This window comes from Rhodanobacter sp. MP1X3 (genome assembly GCF_014207165.1).
Lineage (GTDB): Bacteria > Pseudomonadota > Gammaproteobacteria > Xanthomonadales > Rhodanobacteraceae > Rhodanobacter.
This window is the reverse complement of the sequence record NZ_JACHCO010000004.1, coordinates 79,941-102,574: the sequence shown is the minus strand read 5'-3', so window position 1 is coordinate 102,574 and position 22,634 is coordinate 79,941. Positions and strand designations below refer to the sequence as shown.

Sequence of the window (22,634 nt, the reverse complement as noted above, 5' to 3'; positions counted from 1 at the left end):
AAAACGGTGTCAGGTTCACTTCCAAGATGACTACACGCCACTTTCCGACTCATTTTTTCGTGCAAATGGGCTGGAATTGTGGGCGGTGCCGTCCTGCTCCCAGAACCGGGGCTTGCAGGACTTGCATGCGCCTTGGCGTTTAGCGGCTCCACCAACTTCGCGTTGCTCGATACGGTGAGCCGCACTTTGGTGCGCCGCACGGCACAGCAAAAAAGGTGAAAAGAATGCGCAGAACGAGAATGAGGAAGTGAGGCCCATGGCCATTGGCACGATTTTGATCGACACGAATCCGGACCAGACGGACAGCGAAATCTGTGATGACCTTCTAGAACATGACGTCGTCATTGTTGAAATCGGCATGCGCTCGACAAAAATGCACCGGAAGAATGCCATTTCAGAGGAGTTGAAGCGTCGTCCCGAACGATGGGGAAAAGAAGAAGGCGACGATGTGCTACTGCTGACGTATATGGTCAACAGCAAAGGGCTCATTTGCACCTACGATACCATTGATGACCTCGACAACTACGATGAGTTCGATGTGCTCTTTCTTACCGACGTCGATGGGATCGGGACAAAGGGTGTCAAAGCTGGAATCGAAAAATTTACACCGGAGTGGCGAAAGAAAGGAAAGCCCAGCCGCTACTTCACGCATTTTGGTTACGGTAACGACGAGGAGGATCAGCAAGAATAGAGCGACAAATGCCTATCCGTTAGTCGCCAGTGAACATTCGACGCCGTGACAAACAACCGCGCAGGAAAAGGCATGGAAACCATCAAAAAAGTGATTTTGTTCGCTGCGCTGGTTTGCGCTTTGAGCGCCTGTGGATCAGATGACGACGCACCCGCCATCCAACAGTATGCGGGCGCTCCGACGGTCAAGGCGCTGCCCATCACTGTCGAGAGCGCGATGCGCAACGGGGCGTTTCAGGGTGATTTGAAGCTCGCCACAATCGGCGTGGGTGTCGATGGTGGCTCTTCGAAGGAGTGGACAGCAACGGGCATTGCCGTAGCAGAAAAAATAGCGGGTCAGGGCGTCGATTCAGTGGAAGTGTCCGTGCGTAGGAATGACATCCATGAGAAGCAGGGTGTTCGGTTCCGGGAGGTTGCGCACGTCTATTACAGTCCTGATCCAGCACACTCTGTTTGGCGTGATGGACAGAAGTGGAAAATTCTGCAGGCCGATCCGAGCGGTCTTTCGACGCAGAAGGATGTAGATCTTTACGAAGACTACGATGCGCTTCATGAAGGCTATATCGAGAAGGACATGGACTCTGATCTGGCTGATAAGAAAGCTGGTGCGGCCATCGCTAAGAAATATCACCTCCAAGCGGACTGGAGCTTGCCCTCCGGTAACGATATGAATCCGGAAGTCCAGAGAAGTTCGATGAACATTGACGACTCCGCCGCAGTTGCTGGTATTGCGCCACTCGACGCTTGCTTGAAGGATCAGCTCGACAAGATATTCGTGCGTTGCGATGGCGGCTCTGGAAACACCAGCACGTCGCAGTAGCGATATGGTGGATCCAACTTTGCGATTGACGGCTCAGCAACAACGGGTGCTCACATGGTCAGGACGCAGATTCGGAACAGCTGCACGATCGCCGCCGGCCGCCGCTGGCGAAGGCAAAGTAGAACAGGGTGGGATCGCATATTCAGGCGCACTAGTTGAATTCGCACTCCTATCGTTTCCTGGCGTTTCTCAACATTTCTCGTCGTGACATCAGACTCCATCCACTAGCTATAGGAGAGCTTGATGACAGCCAACGAAAAACCTTTTGGAGTACTTCCTGAGAGCGGGCTCGTCCGGAAGAAGATCGTGCTGCAAGTCCTCGGGATCAGCAATAGCACTTTTTGGCGCCTGCAAAAGAGCGGCCGATTCCCGCGGCCTGACCCGCGATTCGGAGTGCGTATGCCGATGTGGCGTTCCGAAGTTGTACGCCGGTGGCTTGTTGGAGATGTTGCCAGTGAATGAGAATGGTGGATCGGACATAGTCCCCTAGCTTCGAGCACCCTGATATCGACTTAACCAAGGGGGTGTTACTGGCTTTACGGTATCCTTGACGGTATGACTGAAGCGCCCTCGCTTGAAAGCCAGCATCCGTGCAGGTTTCACTGACTAGTTGACAATCGAGTGGGAATAACTCCGTAGAGTGCCTCCGGGATATCTTTCAACATCGGATCGCCAAACTCGGGCATGAGTGACGAAGTGACCATCATGGATAATGCTTCATCGTTCAGCGCCGACGACGTTGGTTATATGCGTCGCGCGCTGCAGCTGGCGGAACACGCGCGTGATGCCGAAAACGAGGTGCCGGTCGGTGCTGTGCTGGTGATCGACAACGAGATTGTCGGGCTGGGCTGGAATCGGAATATCACTTTGCATGATCCCACTGCGCATGCCGAAATTCAGGCGCTGCGTGCAGCGGGAGAAAAGCTGGCCAATCATCGTCTGTCGGGTGCCACACTTTACGTGACGCTGGAGCCGTGTTCGATGTGTGCGATGGCGATGATCCATGCGCGGGTAGGGCGTGTGGTCTACGCTGCGGTGGATCCAAAGACCGGCGCGGCGGGTAGCGTGTTCGATACGTTGATATCCGAAAAGCACAACCATCGTATTGATGTCAGTGGTGGTTTGCTGGCTGATGAGTCGGCCACATTGTTGCGCGAATTTTTTCGCGCCCGCCGCTAGTCCTCTACACGATAGCGCTATCGTTCTAAATAAAAGCCAGCGCCTGCGCGCACGACTGGTCGACTTTCAATGTCAGTAGCGGATCGGCGCGCGTGTGACCCCTATTGATGGCTGCGACGGGTTTGCCTGCAGCAACGGCGGCATGCACGAAGCGGTAGCCTGAATACACCATCAGCGACGATCCGACGACCAAGACGGCGTCGGATTCCCGCATTGCCTGCATGGCCGCATCGACGCGATCACGCGGAACGTTTTCGCCAAAGAACACCACGTCAGGTTTCAGCATGCCACCGCATTGAAAACAGACCGGAACATTGAAGCCGGAGAAATCCTGCTCTTGCAGATCAGCGTCGCCGTCAGGGGCATCCAGTGCATCGATATCGGCCCATGCGGGATTCAGTCGCAGCAGTTCAGCCTGGAATTCGCCGCGCGGTAGTCGCTGCTCGCAACCCATGCAGCGGATCACATCCATCCGTCCATGCAGGTCGATCACGTTTTTATTACCGGCAGCCTGATGCAGGCGATCGACATTTTGTGTCAGCAGTAGCACCAGTTTGTCTTGGGCTTCGAGCTTTGCCAGGGCGCGATGCGTGCCATTGGGTAGCGCGGTGCCGAATCGCCGCCAGCCGACCAGATTGCGCGCCCAGTAACGCTGTCGCGTCACTTCGCTGCCGACGAAAGCCTGATAAGTCACCGGTGGCGTGCGTTTCCACGCGCCATGACTATCGCGGTAATCGGGAATACCGGAATCCGTACTGCAGCCGGCTCCGGTCAACACGAACAAACGTCGATGCGATGCCAAAAAATCGGACAGCGGAGTACTTGCTGCCGAGGTATCGAGCGCTGGAGCAATACTGGCCAACATGCGAATCCGTGTCAGAGAAGCCGGTTAAGCGATCTAGTTCTTGCCCGCTTCAGGCCATTGCTGAGGCACTTTGCGGATGTCAGACACCTTGTAACCCATCGCGGTGACGCGGGCCACCATCGCATCGTAGTCCGCCTGCTGGATAGTTGGCGTGCGTGCCATGATCCAGACGTAATCGCGCTTGTCGCGGGCGATGATGGTTTCGGTGTAATGGTCGTCCAGATAGGCAATGACGTACTGCGCCTTGATCGGCCAGACGATCTGCACGCCCCAGACGGTATTGTTGGTATTCGGCGTCACGAAGCCGGTCGATTTGATGGTCTTGATCGGATTGGTGAAGGCGCTATTGCGATAGCGGAACACCGTATCGATGTGGCCATTGGGTGCCAGCGTGTAGGTCTCGACGGCGTTGTAGGCTTTCTTCTCAAGCGCCGATGGAATCGAGGCAATCACGTACCACGGGCCCATGAAGCGCTGCAGGTCGACTTTCTCGACCGGCTTGATCGGCGCCATATCGGCCGCGAGCGAAGTTACTGATATCAGCGCCAGCACGCCGATCATCAGAATGGCTTTGGTAAAGCGCATGGATTACTCCGGTGTCGATTACGGCTACGGCTAGGCAATGCATCAAGGACGAACAAACCGATAGTGGGCGACCAACCATTCCTGGCCATTGTCATAGCCGAACAATTCGGCACACGACATCCAGAACATCCGCCAGCGTTGAAACCATAATGCGGCGGCCTTTGCGCCGTAGGCTTCGGTCAGGGTGACCATGATCTGCTGCTTGCGCGCATCCTGATTCGCCAGCCAATGGTTGGCGGTACGCTGGTAATGCGTTCCATCGACGTGCCAGCGCTGCTCGATTTGCAGATCACGTTGAAACCACAGCAGCGTGTCCGACGCCGGCATCAGGCCGCCGGTGAAGAAATGGCGACCCATCCAGTTGTCGTCACCCTCCGTCTCGAACGGATACATCAGGGTCTTGTGCGCAAAAATGTGCACGAAGAGCTTACCGCCAGGTTTCAGCCACCTAGCCACCCGACCCAGCAAGGTTTCGTAGTTGCGCATGTGCTCGAACATCTCGATCGACACGCAGCGATCAAACTGTGCGGAATCCAGCTCGAGTTGATTCACGTCCTGAGTAATCACGTGCACGTTGGACAAACCGCGTTTCACGCATTGCGCTTCGATATGTTTGCGCTGCGGACTGGAATTGGAGACAGCGGTGATCTGCGCATTCGGATAACGTTCGGCCATCCATAGCGTGAGCGAACCCCAGCCGCAGCCGAGTTCGAGAATCTTCTGGCCATCGGCCAGCTCGGCGCGCTGACCGTAAAGTGTCAGCATCGCTTCCTCGGCCTGCTCCAGCGTTTCGTCGCCGCGCGGGTAGTAGCAACCGGAATATTTCAGGCGTTTGCCGAGGCATTGCTCGAAGAACGCAGGCGGCAATTCGTAATGCTGAGCATTGGCGGCATCGGTGTGGATCGCCACCGGGCTCTGGCGCAGCATCTCGATCCGTTCGGCAAAACGCGCGGCCTGCTCATCGAGTCCGCCAGCCATTTCTTCGCGCAGACGCTGTGCGCACATACGGCGTATGCCTTGACGCAGTAGCGCGTCAGGCAAATGGCCGCGCTCGGCCATGCCCAGCAGGCCGGGAGCAGGCTTTTCCTGCGGCAGTTCGGCGGTGACAACGGCTGGATGACTCATCGTTCGGTCCTCTTGGGAAACCAGGGAAACAGCATTGGAGTGGTGCGCTGGTAATCGCGGTAATCGTCACCGCGACTACGCAGCGCATGCGTCTCGGTATAGGGAATGCCACTGATCCAGCGCAGAAAGATGTACATGACCACCGGTCCCGACCACACCAGCCAGAAGCGGGGCGAACCCACGGCGAGGCAGACGTAGGCGAACCAGTGGATCCATTCAAAGAAATAGTTGGGATGGCGCGAGTAGCGCCACAGGCCAGCGCGACAAGTCATTCCGCGATTCAATTCATCGGCCCGAAACCTTGCCAGTTGGCGGTCAGCAACCGATTCACCGATAACGCTGATCAGCCAGATGACAATGGCTGCCAGCATCCATGAACCGTGCGTCTCGGCGTTGTGTGCGACCGCGAGAAACGGCAGCGAAAACAGCACGATCAAAAACGCCTGAAACTGAAAGAACAGAAAGAAGTAAAACTGATTGCCTTTCCAGTGTTCACGCAGATGATGGTAGCGTCCGTCTTCCGGCTCGCCGCTGACGCGCTTCCACAAATGGGCGGCCAAACGTATGCACCACAAGCCACCGAGTACGGCCATGATCAGCCGCGGCCACGTAGCGCCATCGCCTAACGTGGCAAACAGCACGGCGCTGCCGCCAACGCCGCACGACCAGAGCACATCGACGATGCCGGCGTTGGATCGCAGACGCTGCCACATCCAGCCGAGGGTCATCATCAGCGCGGCCAATGCCCAAAGGCAGGCGAGCTGAATCCAGGGATTCATGATGCGTGTCCCTGCAGTGCTGTCGCCGGCTCGGTCCTTTCTGTCGGCGACGAATGTTTTGCCAGCCAGGCCAGCGCCGGTGTCGCCAGCGCCCAGCCGATTCCCAGCCATAGCAGGCCGCGCCAGCTCGGGTCGGCAAACGTCACCACATCGAATCCCCGACTCGCACTCATATACGCCACCGGTCCACCAATGGCGCCGAACAGAACGGCAACCCACAAACGTTTCTGCAAATAGGCCAGCGATAGGGTGAAGGTCAACGAAAACGTCATCCACAGTGCAAGAATCCACACCGGTGCAAACGAGGCTGATGGCCACGGCGCACCGAAACGCGCCAAGCCTGTATATGCCAGGCCACCATCCACCACACAGCCCATGACGAGTGCCGCAGCCATCAGCGACAGGTGCGTCTTGTAGTTATGCAGCAGACCCAATTGGAACGAGGCGTAGATCAACATGCCAAGCACGCCCGGCCACGCCAGCCCGTGCTCCGCGCCAATCACGGCAGCGAACCAGACCGACTGATAGCCGATGAGGCAGACCCAGAATTTCATGCATGGACCTTGGTTACCGCTCCAAGCGGCGGCAGCAGCGATGGACGACGATTGTCTGGTTTCGCCAGCAACAGATGGGAGACGCCGATCGAACGTTCGCGGAAACCGCCCTCGCAGTAAGCGAGATAGAACTCCCACATCCGGATAAAACGATCATCGAAGCCCTGCGCGCGAACCTGCGACAATCGTGCGATGAATCGACCACGCCATGCTTCCAAAGTACGCGCGTAGGATTCGCCGAAGTCTTCCAGCTGCACCAACGCCAGATCGGTCGTGCGCGTCTTGGCATCGAGCATCGCGCTGATCGACGGAATGAAGCTGCCCGGAAACACGTGCCGCTTGATGAAGTCGACTTCCGTTACGGCCTTTGCGTAGCGGTGATCCTCGATGGTGATGGCCTGCAGCAGTGCCAGTCCATCGGGTTTCAGTAGCGAGCCGAGCTTGGCGAAATACGTGTCGATATATTGCGCGCCGATCGCTTCGACCATTTCGATCGACACCAGCTTGTCGTAGGTGCCAGTGAGGTCGCGGTAGTCCTCCAGCAGCAGGGTGACGTGCGCACTCATGCCGGCAGCAGCGATGCGTTCGCTGGCCAGCGCGTGTTGCTCTTTGGAGATCGTGGTGGTGGTGACGTGGCAGCCGTAGTGCTGAGTGGCGTAAACCGCAAAGCCACCCCAGCCGGTGCCGATCTCGACCACGTGGTCGGTCGGCTTGAGATCGAGCTTGCGGCAGATGCGCTCCAACTTGCGTGTAGAGGCGGCTTCCAGCGTGTCGTTGGCGCCGTCCCAGATCCCCGAGGAATACATCAGATCCGACGACAGGAATAGTTCGAAAAAATCGTTGCCCAGATCGTAATGCGCAGCGATATTGCGTCGACTGCCGGTACGCGTATTGCGTTGCAGGGCATGCCACGCGCGCATCGCCATGCCGCCCATCCGTGCCATGCCGATCTCCATGCCGTCGAGCAGATCGCGGTTGCGCACCAGCAGCTGGATCAGCCCGACCAGGTTGTCGCAGCGCCACATGCCGTCCATATAAGCTTCGCCTGCACCAACGCTGCCATTGGCTGCGACCGCGCGGTAGAAACCCGTGTCGAGTACGTCGAGATGCACGACGATATCGGTCGGCTGGTTGGCTGGCGTGCCCAGTTCGATCTTGCCCAATGCATCGGTCAGAACCAGTCGCCCCTGCTGGAGTCCCGCCATCTGTGCGAGCAAGCGCTGGCGCAGGAAACGTGCGCCAGCGGACACCGTCGACGCATGGGTAGTTTGAGTGACGTTGGATTTGACGACGGCGTTCATGTGGACCTCAAAGCGGTTGCGGGTGATCGTAAACAGGGTTGCGTTTTAGCCATAGGCGAAGCGCTTGCCAATGGATGACGCTGACGACCTGCACCGTCATTAGCGGATAGCGCCACAGCACGCGTGCAAGCGATGCGCTGTTCAAAGGGCGCCGATGCAGGGTCAGGGTGGCGTCGAACTCACGCTCACCGTCACGTAATACGTCCATATGCACGCGTAGATCCTCCCCGGGCGCGGTGAAGCGCCAGGCATAGTCGCGAGCCATCGGCATGAACGGCGAAACGTGGAAGATCTTGGGGAAAATCCAGCCCATGGCGCGACCATGCGTTTCGGCGGTATCGATGGGGAGCACATAAGCGTGACGCTCACGCCACGGCATATTGGTGATTTCCGCAACGATGCAGACCAAGGTCACACCGTCTTCGGCGTAGCAGTAATAGAAGCTCACTGGATTGAAGGCGTAGCCAAAGTAACGCAGATGCGTCAGCAGACGAATCGGTCCGGCCGGTCGTTCACCGGTGGCTTGTTCGACGCGTTGACGCACGGCATCGGCCAACGACAATTCGGTGGGGCCCAGATAATCATCGCGGCGAAATTGCGCCAGGTTGCGCTTCTCGTTGGACCACAACCAGCGCTGCTCGAAAACCGTGTTGATCTCGTCGAGATCCAGATAGACCTGCGCCATCTTGTAATCGAAGCTGTGCGGGTGTGGCCCCATCCGACGATGACGCACCACGCCTTCATAGATGGCGCTAGCCAATGGCGCCGGTGCGGGTGCACTCTCGATGGAGAGTCTGGCGTTCACGCTGGCAGCGCCTCTTCGTGAGGCTCGTCTTCATGGAACGGATTGGTATCGGCGGACCAGCGCACGCCAAGCGCCTCGGCCACTTCGACCGCGCTGCGCATGCCGTCCTCATGGAAGCCCCAGCCCCAGTAGGCGCCAGCGAACCATGTGTGGCGACGGCCCTGGATCTCGGCCTTGCGAGTCTGCGCAGCCACCGAGGTGGTGCTGTAGACCGGGTGCTCGTAACGCATGCGGCGCAGCACCTTGGCTGGATCGATCGCGTCGGTACGGTTCAGGGTGACGACGAAGGGCTCGGGCGATTCGATACCTTGCAGCAGGTTCATGCAGTAGCTCACCGTACAGGCTTCGGTCGGATCGCGCGGAAGCCATGCATTCCAGGCAGCCCAGGCCTTGCGGCGCACTGGCAGCAAACTGGCATCGGTATGAAGGACGGTGTCGTTGACCTGGTATGGCATGTCGCCGAGGATCGATTGCTCGCGATCATCCGCATCCGCCAGCAGCGCCAGCGCCTGGTCGCTATGGCAGGCCAGCACGACCTGATCGAAATGCTCGATGCCGGCGAGGCTTTCCACTTCCACGCCTTCGGCATGGCGCCAGATCGAACGCACCGTGCAATTCAGTCGTTCGCGCACCGACCAGTGGGCGCGCAGCGCTTTCACGTAACTCGACGAACCGCCTTTTACCACCCGCCACTGCGGACGGTCGCTGATCTGCAACATCTGGTGATTGGCCATGAACTGCACGAGGTAGCGGGCAGGGAAGCCGAGTATCCGGGCGGGTGGCGATGACCACAGCGCGGATGCCATTGGCACCAGATGCTCATCGCGGAAGGCGGTGCCGTAGCTGTTTTGGGTGAGGTAATCGCCCAGCGTGACGGTGTCGTGCGGCTGCTCCAGCAGAGCGGGTGCCTCGCGATAGAAGCGCATCAGGTCGCGCACCATGCCGATGAAGCGCGGCGAGAGCAGGTTGCGGCGCTGGCAGAACAGCGTGTCGAGCGTGGCCGCGTTGTATTCAAGTCCGGTGGCTTCGTTGTGCAGCGAAAAACTCATCGTCGTGGCCTGCGACGCCACACCGAGTTGACTGAGCATGCGTGTGAGCAGCGGGTAATGCGCCGGGTTGTGCACGATGAAGCCGGTATCGATCCGGTAGTTGCGCCCATGCAGCATGATGTCGTGGGTATGCGTATGACCACCCAGATAATCACCGGCTTCGAACAGCGTGACCTCGTGCTCGCGCGACAACAGCCACGCCGATGCAAGGCCCGCGATACCTGATCCCACCACGGCGATGCGCATGGCTTAGCTCCGCGCCTTGGCGTACACCCAGGCAGGCACCGGCTTCAAACCCTGCACCAGTCCCAGCCCCGACATCAGCTTGAGGCCGTACCAGGTGATGTCGATTTCCCACCAATGAAAGCCCTGACGGCTTGAACCAGGGAAGTAGTGGTGATTGTTGTGCCAGCCCTCGCCAAAGGTGATCAATGCCAGCCAGACGTTGTTGCGGCTGCTGTCCTTGGTCTCGTAACGACGCGAGCCGAAACGGTGCGCCAGCGAGTTGATCGTGACGGTGGCATGGAACAACACCACGGTCGAAACAAAGAAGCCCCAGATCAGCATCTGACCACCGCTGGTGCCCAGCTGTGGCGCCACGTGGTGCAGCAGTACGCCAAAAAAATACATCGCAACAGCGAGCACGACCGGCACCAACGTGTCATAGCGATCGAGCACACGCAACTCAGGAAATTTGGCCAGGTCCGGCACGCGCGAAAGATCCGTCTGGAAATTGCGCGGCGTCAGAAACCAGCCGACGTGGCTCCAGATAAAACCGTAGATGGTCGGCGAATGCGGGTCGAGTTCGGTATCGGCATGGCGATGATGATTGCGATGGTGCGCGGCCCACCACAGTGGTCCGCGCTGCACGCATGACGCACCGATCAGCGCGAAGATGAATTGCACCGCGCGTGAGGTCCGGAATGTGCGATGCGAAAAATAGCGATGATAGAAACCGGTGAGCGCAAACATGCGGATCGCATACAGGGCACCCGCCACGATCAGCGCGATCGGCGACACGCCGACCCAGATCACCGCGATGCAGGCCAGATGCATCGCGATAAACGGCGCGGCGCGCAGCCAGTCGATCCGGTCGGCGCGCTCGTCGTCAATCGCCGCTACTGCCGAGGTGTCAAACCACGCACGCAATTGTCGAGCGACCCATGAGCCTTTTCCCACCGGCGTCGCTGCGAAGGGTAGCGAGGACTCTACCCGGCCGGGGCAAGGCATCGAAACGGGTTTGGAGAATGCCATGGTGTCTGCCTGTCTAGCGTGTGCTTACAAGTACGAGCCAACGCTCGATACGGATGCATGCACAAGCCCGCGTTGCCGGCATTTCGCCACCTGCTGTGCGTACGAGTACCGGGATTGCGCTCGCAGCGATGGCGCTTGATCTTGCGGTCCCTGGTACGAGCCTACGTTGCGAGCGGTTCCATGCGGACCCGTACCAACGAATCGTCAGCCTTTTCGGGTCTGATACGCCGCGAGAGCGTCCTGGCGGGACTGCACGAGATCAACGATGGGCGAGGGATAACCGCTCTGCCTCGCTCGCTCGGGGTCCTTCCATGGTTCGTGCAGCGTATCGCGCGGAAAGTCGGCCAACTCCGGCAACCAGCGCCGCAGGTAGACGCCATCGGGATCGAACTTCCTTGCTTGCGTCACCGGGTTGAATATCCGGAAATACGGCGCGGCGTCGGCGCCACAGCCGGCCACCCATTGCCAGCCCAGTGTGTTGCTGGCCAGGTCGGCATCGACCAGGGTGTCCCAGAACCAGCGCTCGCCTTCGTGCCAGTGTTGTCGCAGATTCTTGGTCAGAAAGCTGGCCACGATCATCCGCACACGGTTATGCATCCATCCCGTATGCCACAGCTCGCGCATGCCGGCATCGACCAGCGGAATACCGGTGCGCCCCTGCTGCCAGCGTTTGAGCAACGCTTTGTCGGGCGGGTTCCAGTGAAAGCCATCGAAGCGCGGATTGAAGTTTTCCGTCGGCGTTTTCGGAAAGTGATAGAGCAGGTGATAGGCAAACTCGCGCCAGCCCAGTTCACGCAGATACGGCTCGATATCCGGCCGCCGCTTTGCATCCATGCGTTTGACGTGCTCGATCAGGGCGAAGTGGATTTGCCGCGGCGAGATCTCGCCGAAATGCAGGTATGGCGAAAGGCGCGATGTGCCATGCCGCGCGGGCAGGTCGCGCGCCTGCGCATAGTCGGTCACGGCGTCATCGCAGAAGAGTTCCAGCATCTGCTTGGCACCGTGTTCGCCCGGCTGCCAGCTTTCAGCGAAACCCGCGTCCCATGGAATGGCCGGCAGCAGTTCTAGTGCCGACAACTCCAATCCAGCGGGAAGCTTGTTCCAGCCGCGCAGCGTGGGTTCGGGCAGGGGCGCGACTACCTGCAGGTGTGCTCGCAGGTTGCGCCAGTAGGGCGTAAATACCCGATACGGGTCGCCTTGTTGCGTGGCGATCTGCCACGGCTCTCGCCATAGCGCAGCGTTGTAGCTGTGCACGGCGATGCCTTGCTCACGCAAGGCGGCCTTGTTGCGGGTATCGCTTGCGATGGCGCTGGGTTCGTACAGGCGGTTCCAATAGACAGCCTCGGCGCCACTGTGCTTTATCAGCTCCTGCAGGATAGCCAGGCTGTGACCTCGACGGATATGCAGGCCCGCATGGTGACTGTGCAGCCGCGTCTGCAGTGAGGTCAGCGAATGGTGCAGCCACCATCGTCCAGCGCCGCCGGCTGCCCAGGCGCCATCTTCATCCGGGTCATGGATATACACCGGCAGCACATGTTCGTGCGACTCGCACGCGGCGGTCAGGGCCGGGTTGTCGATCAGCCGTAGATCGCGCCGAAACAGAACCAGTGCTGTGCTCATGCGCGAAACGGCACTCGTGACAGAGTCAGACGGACCGGCCGCCGCCCATGCCATTGAACGTTGTCGCTACCCGCACCACGTGATCATGTGCGTCAGGTGAGCCGCTGATCGAACCCTTGGCAATGACCGCTCCAGTGGGTTGACCGGTCGGTGACCCACCTATCGGTTCCACCGACACGGCAAGCAAGGCGGTCGGGCCAAGCTTGGCCAGCAGTGAAGAATCCAGCGTGATCGTTGTTGGTGCATCACGCGTGATCATGCCGACCGAGATAGGCTTGCCGCCTTGGGGGATCAGCCACAGTTCGGGTGCTCGCCCGCTGGCGAGCGCGACGGGGGCAGCGGGTACCACGACCATCCGCGCGCGATCGAGGTCCATCGTGGCGGTCCAGCCGGTGACTCCGTTGTCCTGCTGGATAGTGGAAACCATATAACCAGCGCTCGCTGTTACTGCAGGCGCGGTTTCGCGATGTGGCAATGCGATGACCACCAGCAGTGCCACAGCCAGCGCACTCGCGCCGATGCCAAGCCAATGCCACAGCGGCAAGTTGTTCCATAGTCCCTTGCTCGGCTGGGTTCGCGTGGCAACCACCGGCACATCGAGCTGCAGGTCGTCATGAATCCTTACCCACACGTAGGCGCCTGGTGTGACGCTGGCGATCTCATCGCTCAACGGCATCAGACGACGCTGCCACAAGGCGACCGCCGCCGCGGCTTCGTCAGTCGTCTGGACTTCCTGAGCGACGGCCGCGCGCGCATCGGCGTCTAGTACGCCAAGCACGTACTCGGCGTAGCGCAGATTGTCGTTACCCTCGTCGGCTGGTGTATTCATTGTTCCAGGCATACCCGTAATTGCATCAAGCTTCGACGGATCCAGCTTTTCATGGTTCCGAGCGGCACCTTGGAGCGCGTCGCTAATTCGTTATACGTAGCTCCGGTGAAAAAGGCTTCACGTACCGAATCACGTTGTTGTGGTTCGAGTGCATCGAGGCAATGCTGCAAGCGCCCATACTCCTGGCTGGTTTCGGCATCGGCTGCCGGCGTGGGCTGATCGTCTACCGTCTGTTCGAGTTTGGACGGGTCATCCATCAGCTCCTCGCGGTGCTGTCGCAACCGATCGATGGCCTTGTTGCGTGACAGGGTGATCAGCCAGGTAATGGCGCTAGCCTTGGCGGCGTCGAACCCGGCGGCGCGGCGCCAGACCGTCGTATAGGTTTCCTGCAGCACCTCTTCGGCTTCGCTGCGATCGCGCAGCATGCGCAGACAGACACCGAACAACTTGGACGAGGTGCGCTTGTACAGTTCTGCAAAGGCTTTTTGGTCGTTACGCCCGGTCTGTATCAGCAGCCGGTTCAGCTCTTCACGCTCAGCGGGACTGGTGACGCTCATAGGCAAACGATCCTGTGTTCATGAAGAAACCGCCCGGTGGCGATGAGGCACACGGCTTTGACAAGCCATGCCCGCGAGCACTTCCGTAGCATGAAGCGGCCATAGCCCGCTTGCAAGCACGGGCACCGGTCGGCGCTTTTGGCGGGTCAAACTGTGCCGTTTGCGGCACTTCGACGAGGAAAATCGCAAGCTGAAACAGCTGGTGGCCGACCTGAATTTGGGCAAGGTCCCACTGGCGATTGCAGAGGAACAGCCTCCAACGGCCGTTGAACTATCGGGCGGCCGTCTATTTCAGAGAGGCGACATCGCGTGTACGAGGTGAATGCAACACGACACGAAGTTCAGCCTGTTTGGGTTTTAGCCGCATTCATGCATTCGCTCATGAGCGCCTCCAGCATCGTGTTTCCGGCTTCTTATTCTTAAGGTGATTAACGGGAAGGAGTATGTACTCGTGGTGGTGAATCAGGCATCGAGTTCGAACCCAACTGGCTTCTGCGGCGTCGGCGAAGAGAGGACACTCTACTTGGTCCCATCGGTAGAGTCTTCCAAGGAAAGAGAAGCTCATGATGCTGCCCAATGACCAAACAATTTTTCGGACTCGTTCGATATTTTTTCCGCTCATCAAGGCTAGTATGCGACCTGATAATTCAGAGCAATCCTAATGGCGATGACCCATTGGTTCATATCAATATCATGTGGTTTGATGCTGTGTGCCTGCTCTACGCATGATGAGTCCCCCAAAGTGGCACGAGATCAGACTGCGGCTGCAACAGCGATCCAGCCAGCTTATCCGCGCTGCACGGGGACCAAGTGCGTAGATCTGTCCGATGCGCTCAATCCGTACGACTTCTCCGCGAAAGACTACAAGGCGTTTGACTTGCCGCTGCAATGGAACGGGCACATGGCAACCGCCATTGAGCTTGCTGGCGCCGACACCTTTCTCAACGATATCGTCGTGAACTCATCGGGGCGCCTTTACGCCGTTGGCGGTCCTGGCCTGCAAGTCGCCACGAGTGATGGGGATGCCCGAGCGTGGCATATCGCGACCCATATGCCTTTTGCCAATGCCCTAAACGGCATTGCACTCGTCGATACGCAGCGCGCTTTTGCGGTTGGCGATGAAGCGGGAATTCTTCGCACACAAGACGCAGGCGGGCACTGGGAGTCCTTCAATGCCACATTCCCGACTTACCTCGATAAAAAACATGATGATTTGAATTTTGGTGGCGACGACCGTGGGAAGGCCTTTGGTGTCGCATTCGCCGATGCCGAACATGGCGTAGTCGTCGGGCAGGCAGGCGTTCGGGACACGATCGAGGCCGGTATTCTACGTACAAGCGATGGTGGTCAACACTGGGAGCGGGTGCCCGTGCCCCCATCGCTGGAAGGCATCGCCCTGCAGCAAGTCGGTTTCGTGGATGCCCATCACGGCTGGGCCGTGGGCAGCGGTGGCACGGTCTTACGTACGGACGACGCCGGTACGCATTGGAGCGCTGTCCCGCTGGATGCCGCAGGCAGCCATCTCATGGGGCTGAATTTCAGCGGGCCCGAACATGGTTGTATCGGCGGTGGCTACAAAGTGTGGTGCACGTGGGATGGTGGGAAGCAATGGCAGCCGGCAGCGGTGGATCTACCGGGGGACGTCGATGGCAATGATGATGTTGCTATCACTCGCCTGCGTTTAAGCGATGCTGATCACGGCTGGTTCGTTACGCGCAATGGCCTGATTTTCACCAGCTCGGATGGTGGCCGGCATTGGCTGCTTTGGATGAACGTGGTTGAAGCTGCTCATGGCAAGCTGCAGGGTGTCGAACTCTGGGGCTTGGCACTGGGGCGAGATCGTGCCTGGGTCACTGGTGTGGGCAGTTTCACTGCGCCCAAGCAGGGACAGGCGCAGCTAGACAGTTCTCCATTAATTCTCTCGTGGCCTTTATGAAGCTGGCGTTTCTGCAGCGATGGCCGGTGTTCGCGATGAACTCGGCTACGGTGTAATCGAATAGATCAAAAATTGTGCGGCCGACAATTGTAGTTTCAGCTCAGCTCGCCTCGGACGAGTCTCCTTGGCAAGATCGGACAACTCGCCGCACCAAGCGGGAACTCGCCAGACCTATTCTCGCTAGATCGGAAGGATTCCATTCCATGCGTATTTTTCTACTGTCATGCGTTCTATTTGCGGTTTTGGCAGGTAGCGCCGCATCGGCACAGCCGTTGCAGCCGTTGGCAAGCTTAAATCACTCCCCTGTTTGGGACGGGGTGAGTTCGGAGGAGAACAATGCAGAATTGATCGCTCAATTCCGTGGCAAACCCTTTGTCTGCCGCAAGGCTAAGGACCACACCCCGGAAGACAGTGCCAACGCGTCGCGTGCATTCGACGACTTAGTCAAATATGTCGACCAAGGTGAGCGCATCGAGAACTTTTGGAACGACTCAGCTCATAAGCAGCGACGAGAGGATCTGTTAGCCGCCGCCATCAAGGCGGGCAGTTGGAAGGCTACTTATCTGGACAGTGTCTGGTCAATCCGCTATCCCAAGGATGGGAAGGCGCAGGGGGTAGCCAGCGTCCAGCTTGAGCGGCTCGTGAGGCAAGGTATTCCACTTGCCGCGTACAAGTACGCGACTTATCTCTATGGTCGCGACGACAAGGCCATGTATCAATTGCTTGCCGATGCAATCGAACGAGGGAGCCCCGAGGCCATGGAGCTGGTAGGTGGAACCATCGTCATCCAATCCAAGGCATTGCGCCCGGCCGGCAAGGCCATGCTCGACTGCGCTTTGAGCCAGGGTTATGCGGCTGCCTACAATGATCTCGGCGTATTGGCCGACATGGAAGGTCATCGGTTGGATGCCTACCGTCTTTGGGAGAAGGGCGTAAACAGCGGATGCGAGGAATGTGCTCACGCCCTGGAAGGGTTCGCCAAGATACGCAAAGGCTACACACCCGCCTCGTCCATGGGCGAACTGGTACCCGAATTGGCGCGCATCGAGAAGTTTTATTCTGACAATTTCCTATACGAGCTTAGCGGTTTGCCTGATTTATACCTGCCGCTACCTGACGAGCTGGCCTTTCATACGAGTGACGCAGACCTATTTAAGCTACTCGAGCTTGAACAATTTGTACGAGCGCATACCAGTGATGGCCCGTAGTCATCGACGTTTTATACCTGAGGTATTGGTTTCTAAAGAAATCAAGAAAGTCCGCCTTCAGTCGAAGGTGAGCGTCCGGCGTGTGCGATAACCATCCCTTATCGTCACTACGTTGATGGTACTAGCGCGTTAGTTTGGGCTGGTCCAAAGGAAGTGTCTACGATAGAAATCCATATAAACTCGATGTCTGCCTTTTGCGCACAAGTCGGTCTTTGTGCAGTCTTAGCTGAGGGGAATGAGACGGAGCTGATCCGCCAGGTTCGGTTCCGATTTCTTCGGAAGAGCGTCCTTGATCACTGGATGGTTTAGCAATGTCTGTTTCTAATGTTCGTCTTGCCGTTGCCACATCCGTGATCGTTCCGGGCATCCATCCGGACGATAGCCACCTCATGGTCTCGCTTCAGCGCCTCGGCGTCGAATCCACCGCCTGCGTTTGGAACGACCCCCGTGTGGATTGGGCGGCATTTGACGCCGTGTTGATACGTTCGATCTGGGATTATTTCAAGCACTATCCGGCCTTTAGACAATGGTTGGACCAGCTCTCCATTCCGACGATCAACAACAAAAACCTGCTGCGCTGGAATAGCGACAAGAGTTATCTGCTCGACCTGGCAGAGCAGGGGGTCGATATCATTCCAACGTTGATCACACCCGCGAAGAAATTGCAGCAAATGCTGGCCACGATGCCCGCGCAAGAGGTCGTAGTTAAACCGACGATCAGCGGCACGGCCTGGCATACGGCGCGCGGCGTGGTTGGCGAAACGGAGTTCAATCGCGTCATCGCACAACTGCCGTTGGAATTCGACTATCTGGTTCAACCCTACGTACCAGAAGTTGTCAGCGATGGCGAGTGGTCTCTGTTATTTTTCGATGGTGAGTACAGTCACGCGGTGATCAAGAAACCGGCGATGGGTGATTACCGTGTGCAATCCGATTTCGGTGGCACTGCAAACCCCATCAAGCCTGATGCGTCGCTTATCGCCAGCGCAAAACGTGCTCTGGCTGCCGCGGTGGCGACTGGCCACGCCGACATCGCCTATGCACGGGTGGACGGTGTAATTTCCAGGGGGAATTTTCTGCTGATGGAGTTGGAAATGATCGAACCCTTTCTGCACCTCGAGGCCTGTCCTGATGCAGCGGAACGTTTTGCCAGCAATCTATGGAAGCGACTGGCTGCCTGACTCCCAGCCGGCCAGTGTGTTTGCTCCTGGTGGCCAACGGCACCTCACCCGAACGAAGCGCGACCTTCTGAGCTGCTGAAGGGTTTAAAACGCGCACATCTTTTGAATCCTCACACCTCATCGCGCAAAACCTTGGCAAGCCGCGGTATGGAAAATTCCAGAAAGAGACGCGTCGCCAAGGCGATACCGCGTCGCGCAGGCTGTATCGCGTATATCTGCGCAGCATCCGATCGCCAACCGGCCTGGCTATCGAAGGCATCGATCAGCTGCCCTGTCGCCAGCGCATCCCTGCACAGGTAACGAGGCAAGCACGCCGCCCCCATGCCGGCAATAGCGGCGGCTTGCAATACGCTGATGTTTCCGCTGCTCAGACGCGGGGTGTAATGAAGCGTGTGCACATTCTTCCCGCCTTGGGAAAACTGCAGACTCTTGACGCCATCGTGCGTCGCGTGGGCGAGCATGCCCAGTTCAAGCAACTGATCGGGATGCTGCAGCCTATCCCGCGATGCCAGCAACGTCGGGTTGACCACCACCATCATCGGGACATCGCCGATCAATCGCGCCACCATGCTCGAGTCGTCAAGCGGCGCCCCTTGTGCGCGAAACGCAAGCTCGAATCCTTCGCCGATCAGATCAGTTTTCCGATCGCTGGCATCGATCAACACATGCAATTGCGGATGCAGCCGGCAAAATTCAGCGACCACGGTCGTCAGTGCCGCCGCTGCGAACGGTGCCGGGCAGGTGAGGCGCAAGGCGCCGCGCGGTTCTCCATTCCACTCAGCAGCGACATTGAATGCAGCACGCGCCTGCTCAGATACCGTCCGTGCATGGGCGTAGACCTGCTCGCCGGCCGGGGTCATCGAAACACGCCGTGTATTGCGCTGGAGCAGGCGCACGCCCATCCGTTGTTCCAATTCGGCGATACGCCGGCTCAGCTTGGATCGCTGCATGCCCAGGCTACGCGCCGCTGCCGCGAAACCTGCATGCTCGACTACTTCCGCAAACAAGACGAGGTCATCAAGCCTTTCCATACATTCTGTCCTGAGATGTATTCACCAAAATTGTCCTGATTTACAGGACATAGCATGGCTGTTTTTGCCAGTTCAAGCCATTAACGGCGACAGATAGTGTGCAGTCACCTAATACGAGGAGACGCTCCATGAACCGCCTGACATCCCGCCTGATCCTGTCGATTCCCCTGTTGGCCCTTGCCGGCACCGCCCTGAACCAGCCGGCTGCGGCGGTCGAGTCCACCAGTTCCGCCACGCTGATGACACCCGCAACCAGCCGCTACACACAGCGCCTGACACCCGACAACTCGGTCATCCTGCTGGTGGATCACCAGCCGGGGCTGATCTATGGCGTCAGGGATATCGATTCGTTGCAACTGGTACGCAACGTCGTGGCCCTGGCCCGTGGCGCCAAGGCACTCGGCGTGCCGGTCGTGGTGACCATGGTCACCGGTGGCCCGTTCGGCGACACCATTCCCGAGTTGACCGATGCACTGCCTAATGACAAGCCGATCATTCGTAGCACGGTCAGCGCGTGGGACGATCCGCGCGTGGTGGATGCCATCAGGCGCACGGGCCGTAAGAACCTCATCATTGCCGGCGTATCCACGGATGTCTGTGCCACATTCCCCGCCTTGGGCGCGCTGGCGGATGGTTATAACGTCTACGTCGACATGGATGCCTCAGGCACCTGGAGCCCTAGCCTGCAGAACATCACGCTGGCCCGCCTGACCCAGGCCGGCGTCATTCCGGTCAACACGTCGGCCGTGCTGGTCGACATGCTGAAGGACAACCATTCCGCGAAAGCGGGCGCCGTGTACGGCGCACTGGATCCATCCATGCCGGTTTCGCACTTCATGGGTCAGGCCATGCAAGGCAAGTGAGCGACCAGAGCGGAGTCGCTGGCATAGCGGTTCCGTCTCTTGCCAAGTCCAAAGCACGCCATTACACCAACACCACGAGAACCTATATGTCCGCGTCCCTCTTCAATTCATCGGGCCTGCGTTTTTCGCACGTGGTCGCGCGCGCGCCGCATCCCGTCGGTGCGCATTGCGATATCCGCCAGTTCCGCCATACCGACTTCAGTGGTGCGATGAGCCCTCTGGTATTGGCTGATCACTTCGTGATGACCGGTCCGACATTCGAATTGCATCCGCATGCTGGCATGTCGGCCGTCACCATCCTGTTCGAGAACACTCAGGGATGGATGAGCAGCCATGACAGCGTGCACAACGATCACCATATCGGGCCCGGTGACCTGCACTGGACGTTGGCTGGCAAAGGCATCGTGCATACGCAGCAACCGGAAGGCGAACACGCCCGACTGGATGGCCTGCAGTTATTCGTCAACCTGCCACAGCGTCTGAAACGCATCGAACCAGGCACGATGCTGTTGCGCGCCAGCGATGTACCCACGATTGAGTGCCGCAACTTACGTTTACGTGTACTGGCAGGTACTTTGGATGGAAGGACCTCTCCTTTGCATACACCAGAGCCCATTCTGATCGTTGACGGATCGCTCGATGCCGATGCTCACACTGCAGTGCCGTTGCCATCCGGCTGGAATCTATGGCTCTACGTCCGCAGCGGAGGTATGAGGACGCGTGAACGTAACGCACTGGAGAGCGCTTTCGAAGCCAGCTTGTCATCGGGCGATGCCATAACCGTCTCCGCCAGCGAAGATGGTGTCGTCGAGTTGCATGCTTTATCCACTGCAACAAAGTTTGTGGTGATTGCCGGTCCGGCCATCAACGAACCCATCGTGCAACGGGGGCCTTTCGTGATGAACAGCCAGGAAGAGGCCGCGCAAGCCGTGGCAGATTTCCAAGCCGGGAAGTTCGGTTCCGTGATGTCTTTTAGATAAGTCTGCTGGTCTTCTACAATCGAACCTGCCGTCATAGTCATCTGGCGCTGGGCCTTTGAACAGGCCCAGCGTGAGGAGGGCAAGTGTCTTGAATTTCCGAAGCAGTCCAGTCATGTGTTAGGCGTGGGATAAGGGGAGACAATGCCGAAAAATATTGTCATTTGCTGTGACGGTACCGGCAATCAGATCGACAGCACTATCTCGAATGTGCTCAAGCTTTACCGAATTCTCGAAAAGGGCGATCGCCAACGCGTTTACTACAATCCTGGCATCGGGACTATTGGTCAGAAGAATGCCTGGCAACGCTTCAAACAAGAGGCACGTGGTGTATTTGGCCTGGTGACTGGCTATGGGCTTGATGACGATGTGCTCGGCGCTTATCGCTTCTTGAGCCAAACCTACGAGGAGGGCGACAAGGTCTGGCTATTCGGGTTCAGCCGAGGTGCCTACACGGTGCGCGTTCTCGCTGCCTTTATCCATGTCATCGGTGTGCTCCGTCCCGATCAACTCAATTTGGCCGGATACGCGCTTACAGCCTTCAAGAGATCAAGCGCCGACAGTCAGCGCGTGAATCGAAGAAAGCCTGGGGATGGCAAGACTGACACGGGCGAAGAAAACCACAGCACGGAACTTGAGGCGGCCTGGCATTTCAGCCGTGTCATCGGCGTCAAGACTATTCGTATCGAGTTTGTAGGCGTATGGGACACGGTTGCGTCGGTCATTATTCCCCGCGAGGACACGTTTCTGCCTGACCTGCAAACGCTGCGTTTCACTCGGACCAATTCAAGCGTCAAGACCTTTCGACAAGCGATGGCGATCGACGAGCGCAGGAGAATGTTCCGGCTGAACGCTTGGAAGGAAGGCCAACCATATCGACCGGCTCCCTTTAACCCGGCTTCTGAAATCCCCCAAGATGTCCTTCAAGTTTGGTTCGCAGGTGTCCATGCCGATGTCGGTGGCGGTTATCCCGAGTCCGAAAGCGGCCTTTCTAAATATCCGCTCCTCTGGATGATCGAGGAAGCCCATGCCAAAGGTCTCCTTGTCAATCGTGCGATGGTGAATCATCTCGTTATTGGGCGTCCAAGAAAGGGAAGCAACCATGTGTACGTTGCTCCAGATGCGACGGCAAAACTTCACGTGTCGATGACTACGGGATGGAAGCTCCTTGAATGGTTGCCCAAGAGGGTCAAGTGGCGGGAATGGAGGCCGCGCCGTTCGCTACTCGGTTGGTATCTGCCGCGTGCCGAGCCGCGTGTCATTCCGAGTGGGGCATTCATCCACCAAACGGTGTTCGAGCGGATCGAGCGGCTAACAGCCTATCGACCAGTCAACCTGCCAACTGATTACCGAGTGGCACAGTGGCCAGAGGTGGCCGGATCGGAAGAATAAGAGCCGCGAAGGACTTGCCGCATTCGATGGTGCG

The 22,634-nt window shown here is 58.3% G+C and carries 22 protein-coding genes; 9 read left to right on the top strand and 13 right to left on the bottom strand.

Going from position 1 to position 22,634, the window contains the following annotated elements; genetic code table 11:
* Nucleotides 1–256: 256 nt before the first annotated feature.
* From HDE79_RS11970 to tadA, 3 genes are all read left to right on the top strand, one after another.
* Nucleotides 257–691 (top strand): hypothetical protein, encoded by a 435-nt coding sequence (locus tag HDE79_RS11970; protein WP_184602214.1) that lies wholly within the window; start codon nt 257–259, stop codon nt 689–691.
* Nucleotides 692–763: 72 nt separating this feature from the next.
* A complete protein-coding gene (locus HDE79_RS11965; protein WP_184602213.1) occupies nt 764–1,510 on the top strand; it encodes a hypothetical protein in 747 nt (248 codons plus the stop codon).
* A 684-nt stretch (nt 1,511–2,194) separates the two neighbouring features.
* Nucleotides 2,195–2,689 (top strand): tRNA adenosine(34) deaminase TadA, encoded by a 495-nt coding sequence (gene tadA, locus HDE79_RS11955; protein ID WP_184602211.1) that lies wholly within the window; start codon nt 2,195–2,197, stop codon nt 2,687–2,689.
* Between the two features lie 25 nt (nt 2,690–2,714).
* Here the strand turns inward: tadA and HDE79_RS11950 are convergent, their stop codons facing one another.
* From HDE79_RS11950 to HDE79_RS11895, 12 genes are all read right to left on the bottom strand, one after another.
* Complete coding sequence (locus HDE79_RS11950; protein ID WP_184602210.1) at nt 2,715–3,554, bottom strand: NAD-dependent protein deacetylase; 840 nt, start codon at nt 3,552–3,554, stop codon at nt 2,715–2,717.
* 33 nt (nt 3,555–3,587) lie between these two features.
* On the bottom strand, nt 3,588–4,139 hold the full coding sequence (locus HDE79_RS11945) for a lipocalin family protein (protein ID WP_184602209.1): 552 nt from the start codon (nt 4,137–4,139) through the stop codon (nt 3,588–3,590).
* Between the two features lie 42 nt (nt 4,140–4,181).
* Complete coding sequence (locus HDE79_RS11940; RefSeq protein WP_255488412.1) at nt 4,182–5,198, bottom strand: cyclopropane-fatty-acyl-phospholipid synthase family protein; 1,017 nt, start codon at nt 5,196–5,198, stop codon at nt 4,182–4,184.
* Nucleotides 5,199–5,260: 62 nt separating this feature from the next.
* Nucleotides 5,261–6,043: a DUF1295 domain-containing protein gene (locus HDE79_RS11935; RefSeq protein ID WP_184602207.1), complete on the bottom strand. Its 783-nt coding sequence runs from the start codon at nt 6,041–6,043 to the stop codon at nt 5,261–5,263.
* Nucleotides 6,040–6,597: a DUF2878 domain-containing protein gene (locus tag HDE79_RS11930; RefSeq protein WP_184602206.1), complete on the bottom strand. Its 558-nt coding sequence runs from the start codon at nt 6,595–6,597 to the stop codon at nt 6,040–6,042. The genes HDE79_RS11935 and HDE79_RS11930 overlap by 4 nt, the downstream gene beginning before the upstream one ends.
* Complete coding sequence (locus tag HDE79_RS11925; protein WP_184602205.1) at nt 6,594–7,898, bottom strand: cyclopropane-fatty-acyl-phospholipid synthase family protein; 1,305 nt, start codon at nt 7,896–7,898, stop codon at nt 6,594–6,596. Before HDE79_RS11925 ends, HDE79_RS11930 begins: the two co-directional genes overlap by 4 nt.
* 7 nt (nt 7,899–7,905) lie before the next feature.
* The gene (locus HDE79_RS11920; protein ID WP_343205955.1) at nt 7,906–8,703 is read right to left on the bottom strand and encodes a DUF1365 domain-containing protein; all 798 of its coding nucleotides are present in this window, start codon (nt 8,701–8,703) and stop codon (nt 7,906–7,908) included.
* Nucleotides 8,700–9,998, bottom strand: coding sequence for an FAD-dependent oxidoreductase (locus HDE79_RS11915; RefSeq protein ID WP_184602204.1), 1,299 nt, complete (start codon nt 9,996–9,998; stop codon nt 8,700–8,702). Before HDE79_RS11915 ends, HDE79_RS11920 begins: the two co-directional genes overlap by 4 nt.
* Before the next feature lie 3 nt (nt 9,999–10,001).
* Entirely contained in the window at nt 10,002–10,982 is a 981-nt protein-coding gene (locus HDE79_RS11910) for an acyl-CoA desaturase (protein ID WP_184602534.1), read from the bottom strand.
* Between the two features lie 228 nt (nt 10,983–11,210).
* Nucleotides 11,211–12,626, bottom strand: a complete 1,416-nt coding sequence (locus tag HDE79_RS11905) for a deoxyribodipyrimidine photo-lyase (RefSeq protein ID WP_184602203.1) — start codon at nt 12,624–12,626, stop codon at nt 11,211–11,213.
* Between the two features lie 25 nt (nt 12,627–12,651).
* Entirely contained in the window at nt 12,652–13,455 is an 804-nt protein-coding gene (locus HDE79_RS11900; RefSeq protein ID WP_184602202.1) for an anti-sigma factor, read from the bottom strand.
* Entirely contained in the window at nt 13,452–14,012 is a 561-nt protein-coding gene (locus HDE79_RS11895; RefSeq protein ID WP_184602201.1) for a sigma-70 family RNA polymerase sigma factor, read from the bottom strand. Before HDE79_RS11895 ends, HDE79_RS11900 begins: the two co-directional genes overlap by 4 nt.
* A 661-nt stretch (nt 14,013–14,673) precedes the next feature.
* Here HDE79_RS11895 and HDE79_RS11890 point away from each other — a divergent pair.
* The 3 genes from HDE79_RS11890 (at nt 14,674) to HDE79_RS11880 (ending at nt 18,337) form a co-directional block, all read left to right on the top strand.
* The gene (locus HDE79_RS11890) at nt 14,674–15,948 is read left to right on the top strand and encodes a YCF48-related protein (RefSeq protein WP_184602200.1); all 1,275 of its coding nucleotides are present in this window, start codon (nt 14,674–14,676) and stop codon (nt 15,946–15,948) included.
* 203 nt (nt 15,949–16,151) lie between these two features.
* Nucleotides 16,152–17,156, top strand: coding sequence for a hypothetical protein (locus tag HDE79_RS11885; RefSeq protein ID WP_184602199.1), 1,005 nt, complete (start codon nt 16,152–16,154; stop codon nt 17,154–17,156).
* 311 nt (nt 17,157–17,467) lie between these two features.
* Nucleotides 17,468–18,337: a hypothetical protein gene (locus HDE79_RS11880; protein ID WP_184602198.1), complete on the top strand. Its 870-nt coding sequence runs from the start codon at nt 17,468–17,470 to the stop codon at nt 18,335–18,337.
* Between the two features lie 110 nt (nt 18,338–18,447).
* Here HDE79_RS11880 and HDE79_RS11875 read toward each other — a convergent pair whose 3' ends face one another.
* Nucleotides 18,448–19,368, bottom strand: a complete 921-nt coding sequence (locus tag HDE79_RS11875; protein WP_184602197.1) for a LysR substrate-binding domain-containing protein — start codon at nt 19,366–19,368, stop codon at nt 18,448–18,450.
* A 128-nt stretch (nt 19,369–19,496) separates the two neighbouring features.
* Here HDE79_RS11875 and HDE79_RS11870 point away from each other — a divergent pair, with 128 nt between their 5' ends.
* The 3 genes from HDE79_RS11870 to HDE79_RS11860 all read left to right on the top strand — a co-directional run bounded on the left by HDE79_RS11870 (nt 19,497) and on the right by HDE79_RS11860 (nt 22,600).
* Nucleotides 19,497–20,231 (top strand): isochorismatase family protein, encoded by a 735-nt coding sequence (locus tag HDE79_RS11870; RefSeq protein WP_184602196.1) that lies wholly within the window; start codon nt 19,497–19,499, stop codon nt 20,229–20,231.
* Between the two features lie 86 nt (nt 20,232–20,317).
* On the top strand, nt 20,318–21,211 hold the full coding sequence (locus tag HDE79_RS11865; RefSeq protein ID WP_184602195.1) for a pirin-like C-terminal cupin domain-containing protein: 894 nt from the start codon (nt 20,318–20,320) through the stop codon (nt 21,209–21,211).
* Nucleotides 21,212–21,352: 141 nt separating this feature from the next.
* A complete protein-coding gene (locus tag HDE79_RS11860; protein ID WP_184602194.1) occupies nt 21,353–22,600 on the top strand; it encodes a DUF2235 domain-containing protein in 1,248 nt (415 codons plus the stop codon).
* Nucleotides 22,601–22,634 lie beyond the last annotated feature (34 nt).

What these genes read in the sequence shown, in the direction of transcription:
- HDE79_RS11970 (WP_184602214.1), top strand. Translation starts at nt 257, where the DNA reads ATGGCCATTGGCACGATTTTGATCGACACGAATCCGGACCAGACGGAC.
- HDE79_RS11965 (WP_184602213.1), top strand. Translation starts at nt 764, where the DNA reads ATGGAAACCATCAAAAAAGTGATTTTGTTCGCTGCGCTGGTTTGCGCT.
- tadA (WP_184602211.1), top strand. Translation starts at nt 2,195, where the DNA reads ATGAGTGACGAAGTGACCATCATGGATAATGCTTCATCGTTCAGCGCC.
- HDE79_RS11950 (WP_184602210.1), bottom strand. Translation starts at nt 3,554, where the DNA reads ATGTTGGCCAGTATTGCTCCAGCGCTCGATACCTCGGCAGCAAGTACT.
- HDE79_RS11945 (WP_184602209.1), bottom strand. Translation starts at nt 4,139, where the DNA reads ATGCGCTTTACCAAAGCCATTCTGATGATCGGCGTGCTGGCGCTGATA.
- HDE79_RS11940 (WP_255488412.1), bottom strand. Translation starts at nt 5,198, where the DNA reads ATGGCCGAGCGCGGCCATTTGCCTGACGCGCTACTGCGTCAAGGCATA.
- HDE79_RS11935 (WP_184602207.1), bottom strand. Translation starts at nt 6,043, where the DNA reads ATGAATCCCTGGATTCAGCTCGCCTGCCTTTGGGCATTGGCCGCGCTG.
- HDE79_RS11930 (WP_184602206.1), bottom strand. Translation starts at nt 6,597, where the DNA reads ATGAAATTCTGGGTCTGCCTCATCGGCTATCAGTCGGTCTGGTTCGCT.
- HDE79_RS11925 (WP_184602205.1), bottom strand. Translation starts at nt 7,898, where the DNA reads ATGAACGCCGTCGTCAAATCCAACGTCACTCAAACTACCCATGCGTCG.
- HDE79_RS11915 (WP_184602204.1), bottom strand. Translation starts at nt 9,998, where the DNA reads ATGCGCATCGCCGTGGTGGGATCAGGTATCGCGGGCCTTGCATCGGCG.
- HDE79_RS11910 (WP_184602534.1), bottom strand. Translation starts at nt 10,982, where the DNA reads ATGCCTTGCCCCGGCCGGGTAGAGTCCTCGCTACCCTTCGCAGCGACG.
- HDE79_RS11905 (WP_184602203.1), bottom strand. Translation starts at nt 12,626, where the DNA reads ATGAGCACAGCACTGGTTCTGTTTCGGCGCGATCTACGGCTGATCGAC.
- HDE79_RS11900 (WP_184602202.1), bottom strand. Translation starts at nt 13,455, where the DNA reads ATGAATACACCAGCCGACGAGGGTAACGACAATCTGCGCTACGCCGAG.
- HDE79_RS11895 (WP_184602201.1), bottom strand. Translation starts at nt 14,012, where the DNA reads ATGAGCGTCACCAGTCCCGCTGAGCGTGAAGAGCTGAACCGGCTGCTG.
- HDE79_RS11890 (WP_184602200.1), top strand. Translation starts at nt 14,674, where the DNA reads ATGGCGATGACCCATTGGTTCATATCAATATCATGTGGTTTGATGCTG.
- HDE79_RS11885 (WP_184602199.1), top strand. Translation starts at nt 16,152, where the DNA reads ATGCGTATTTTTCTACTGTCATGCGTTCTATTTGCGGTTTTGGCAGGT.
- HDE79_RS11880 (WP_184602198.1), top strand. Translation starts at nt 17,468, where the DNA reads ATGTCTGTTTCTAATGTTCGTCTTGCCGTTGCCACATCCGTGATCGTT.
- HDE79_RS11875 (WP_184602197.1), bottom strand. Translation starts at nt 19,368, where the DNA reads ATGGAAAGGCTTGATGACCTCGTCTTGTTTGCGGAAGTAGTCGAGCAT.
- HDE79_RS11870 (WP_184602196.1), top strand. Translation starts at nt 19,497, where the DNA reads ATGAACCGCCTGACATCCCGCCTGATCCTGTCGATTCCCCTGTTGGCC.
- HDE79_RS11865 (WP_184602195.1), top strand. Translation starts at nt 20,318, where the DNA reads ATGTCCGCGTCCCTCTTCAATTCATCGGGCCTGCGTTTTTCGCACGTG.
- HDE79_RS11860 (WP_184602194.1), top strand. Translation starts at nt 21,353, where the DNA reads ATGCCGAAAAATATTGTCATTTGCTGTGACGGTACCGGCAATCAGATC.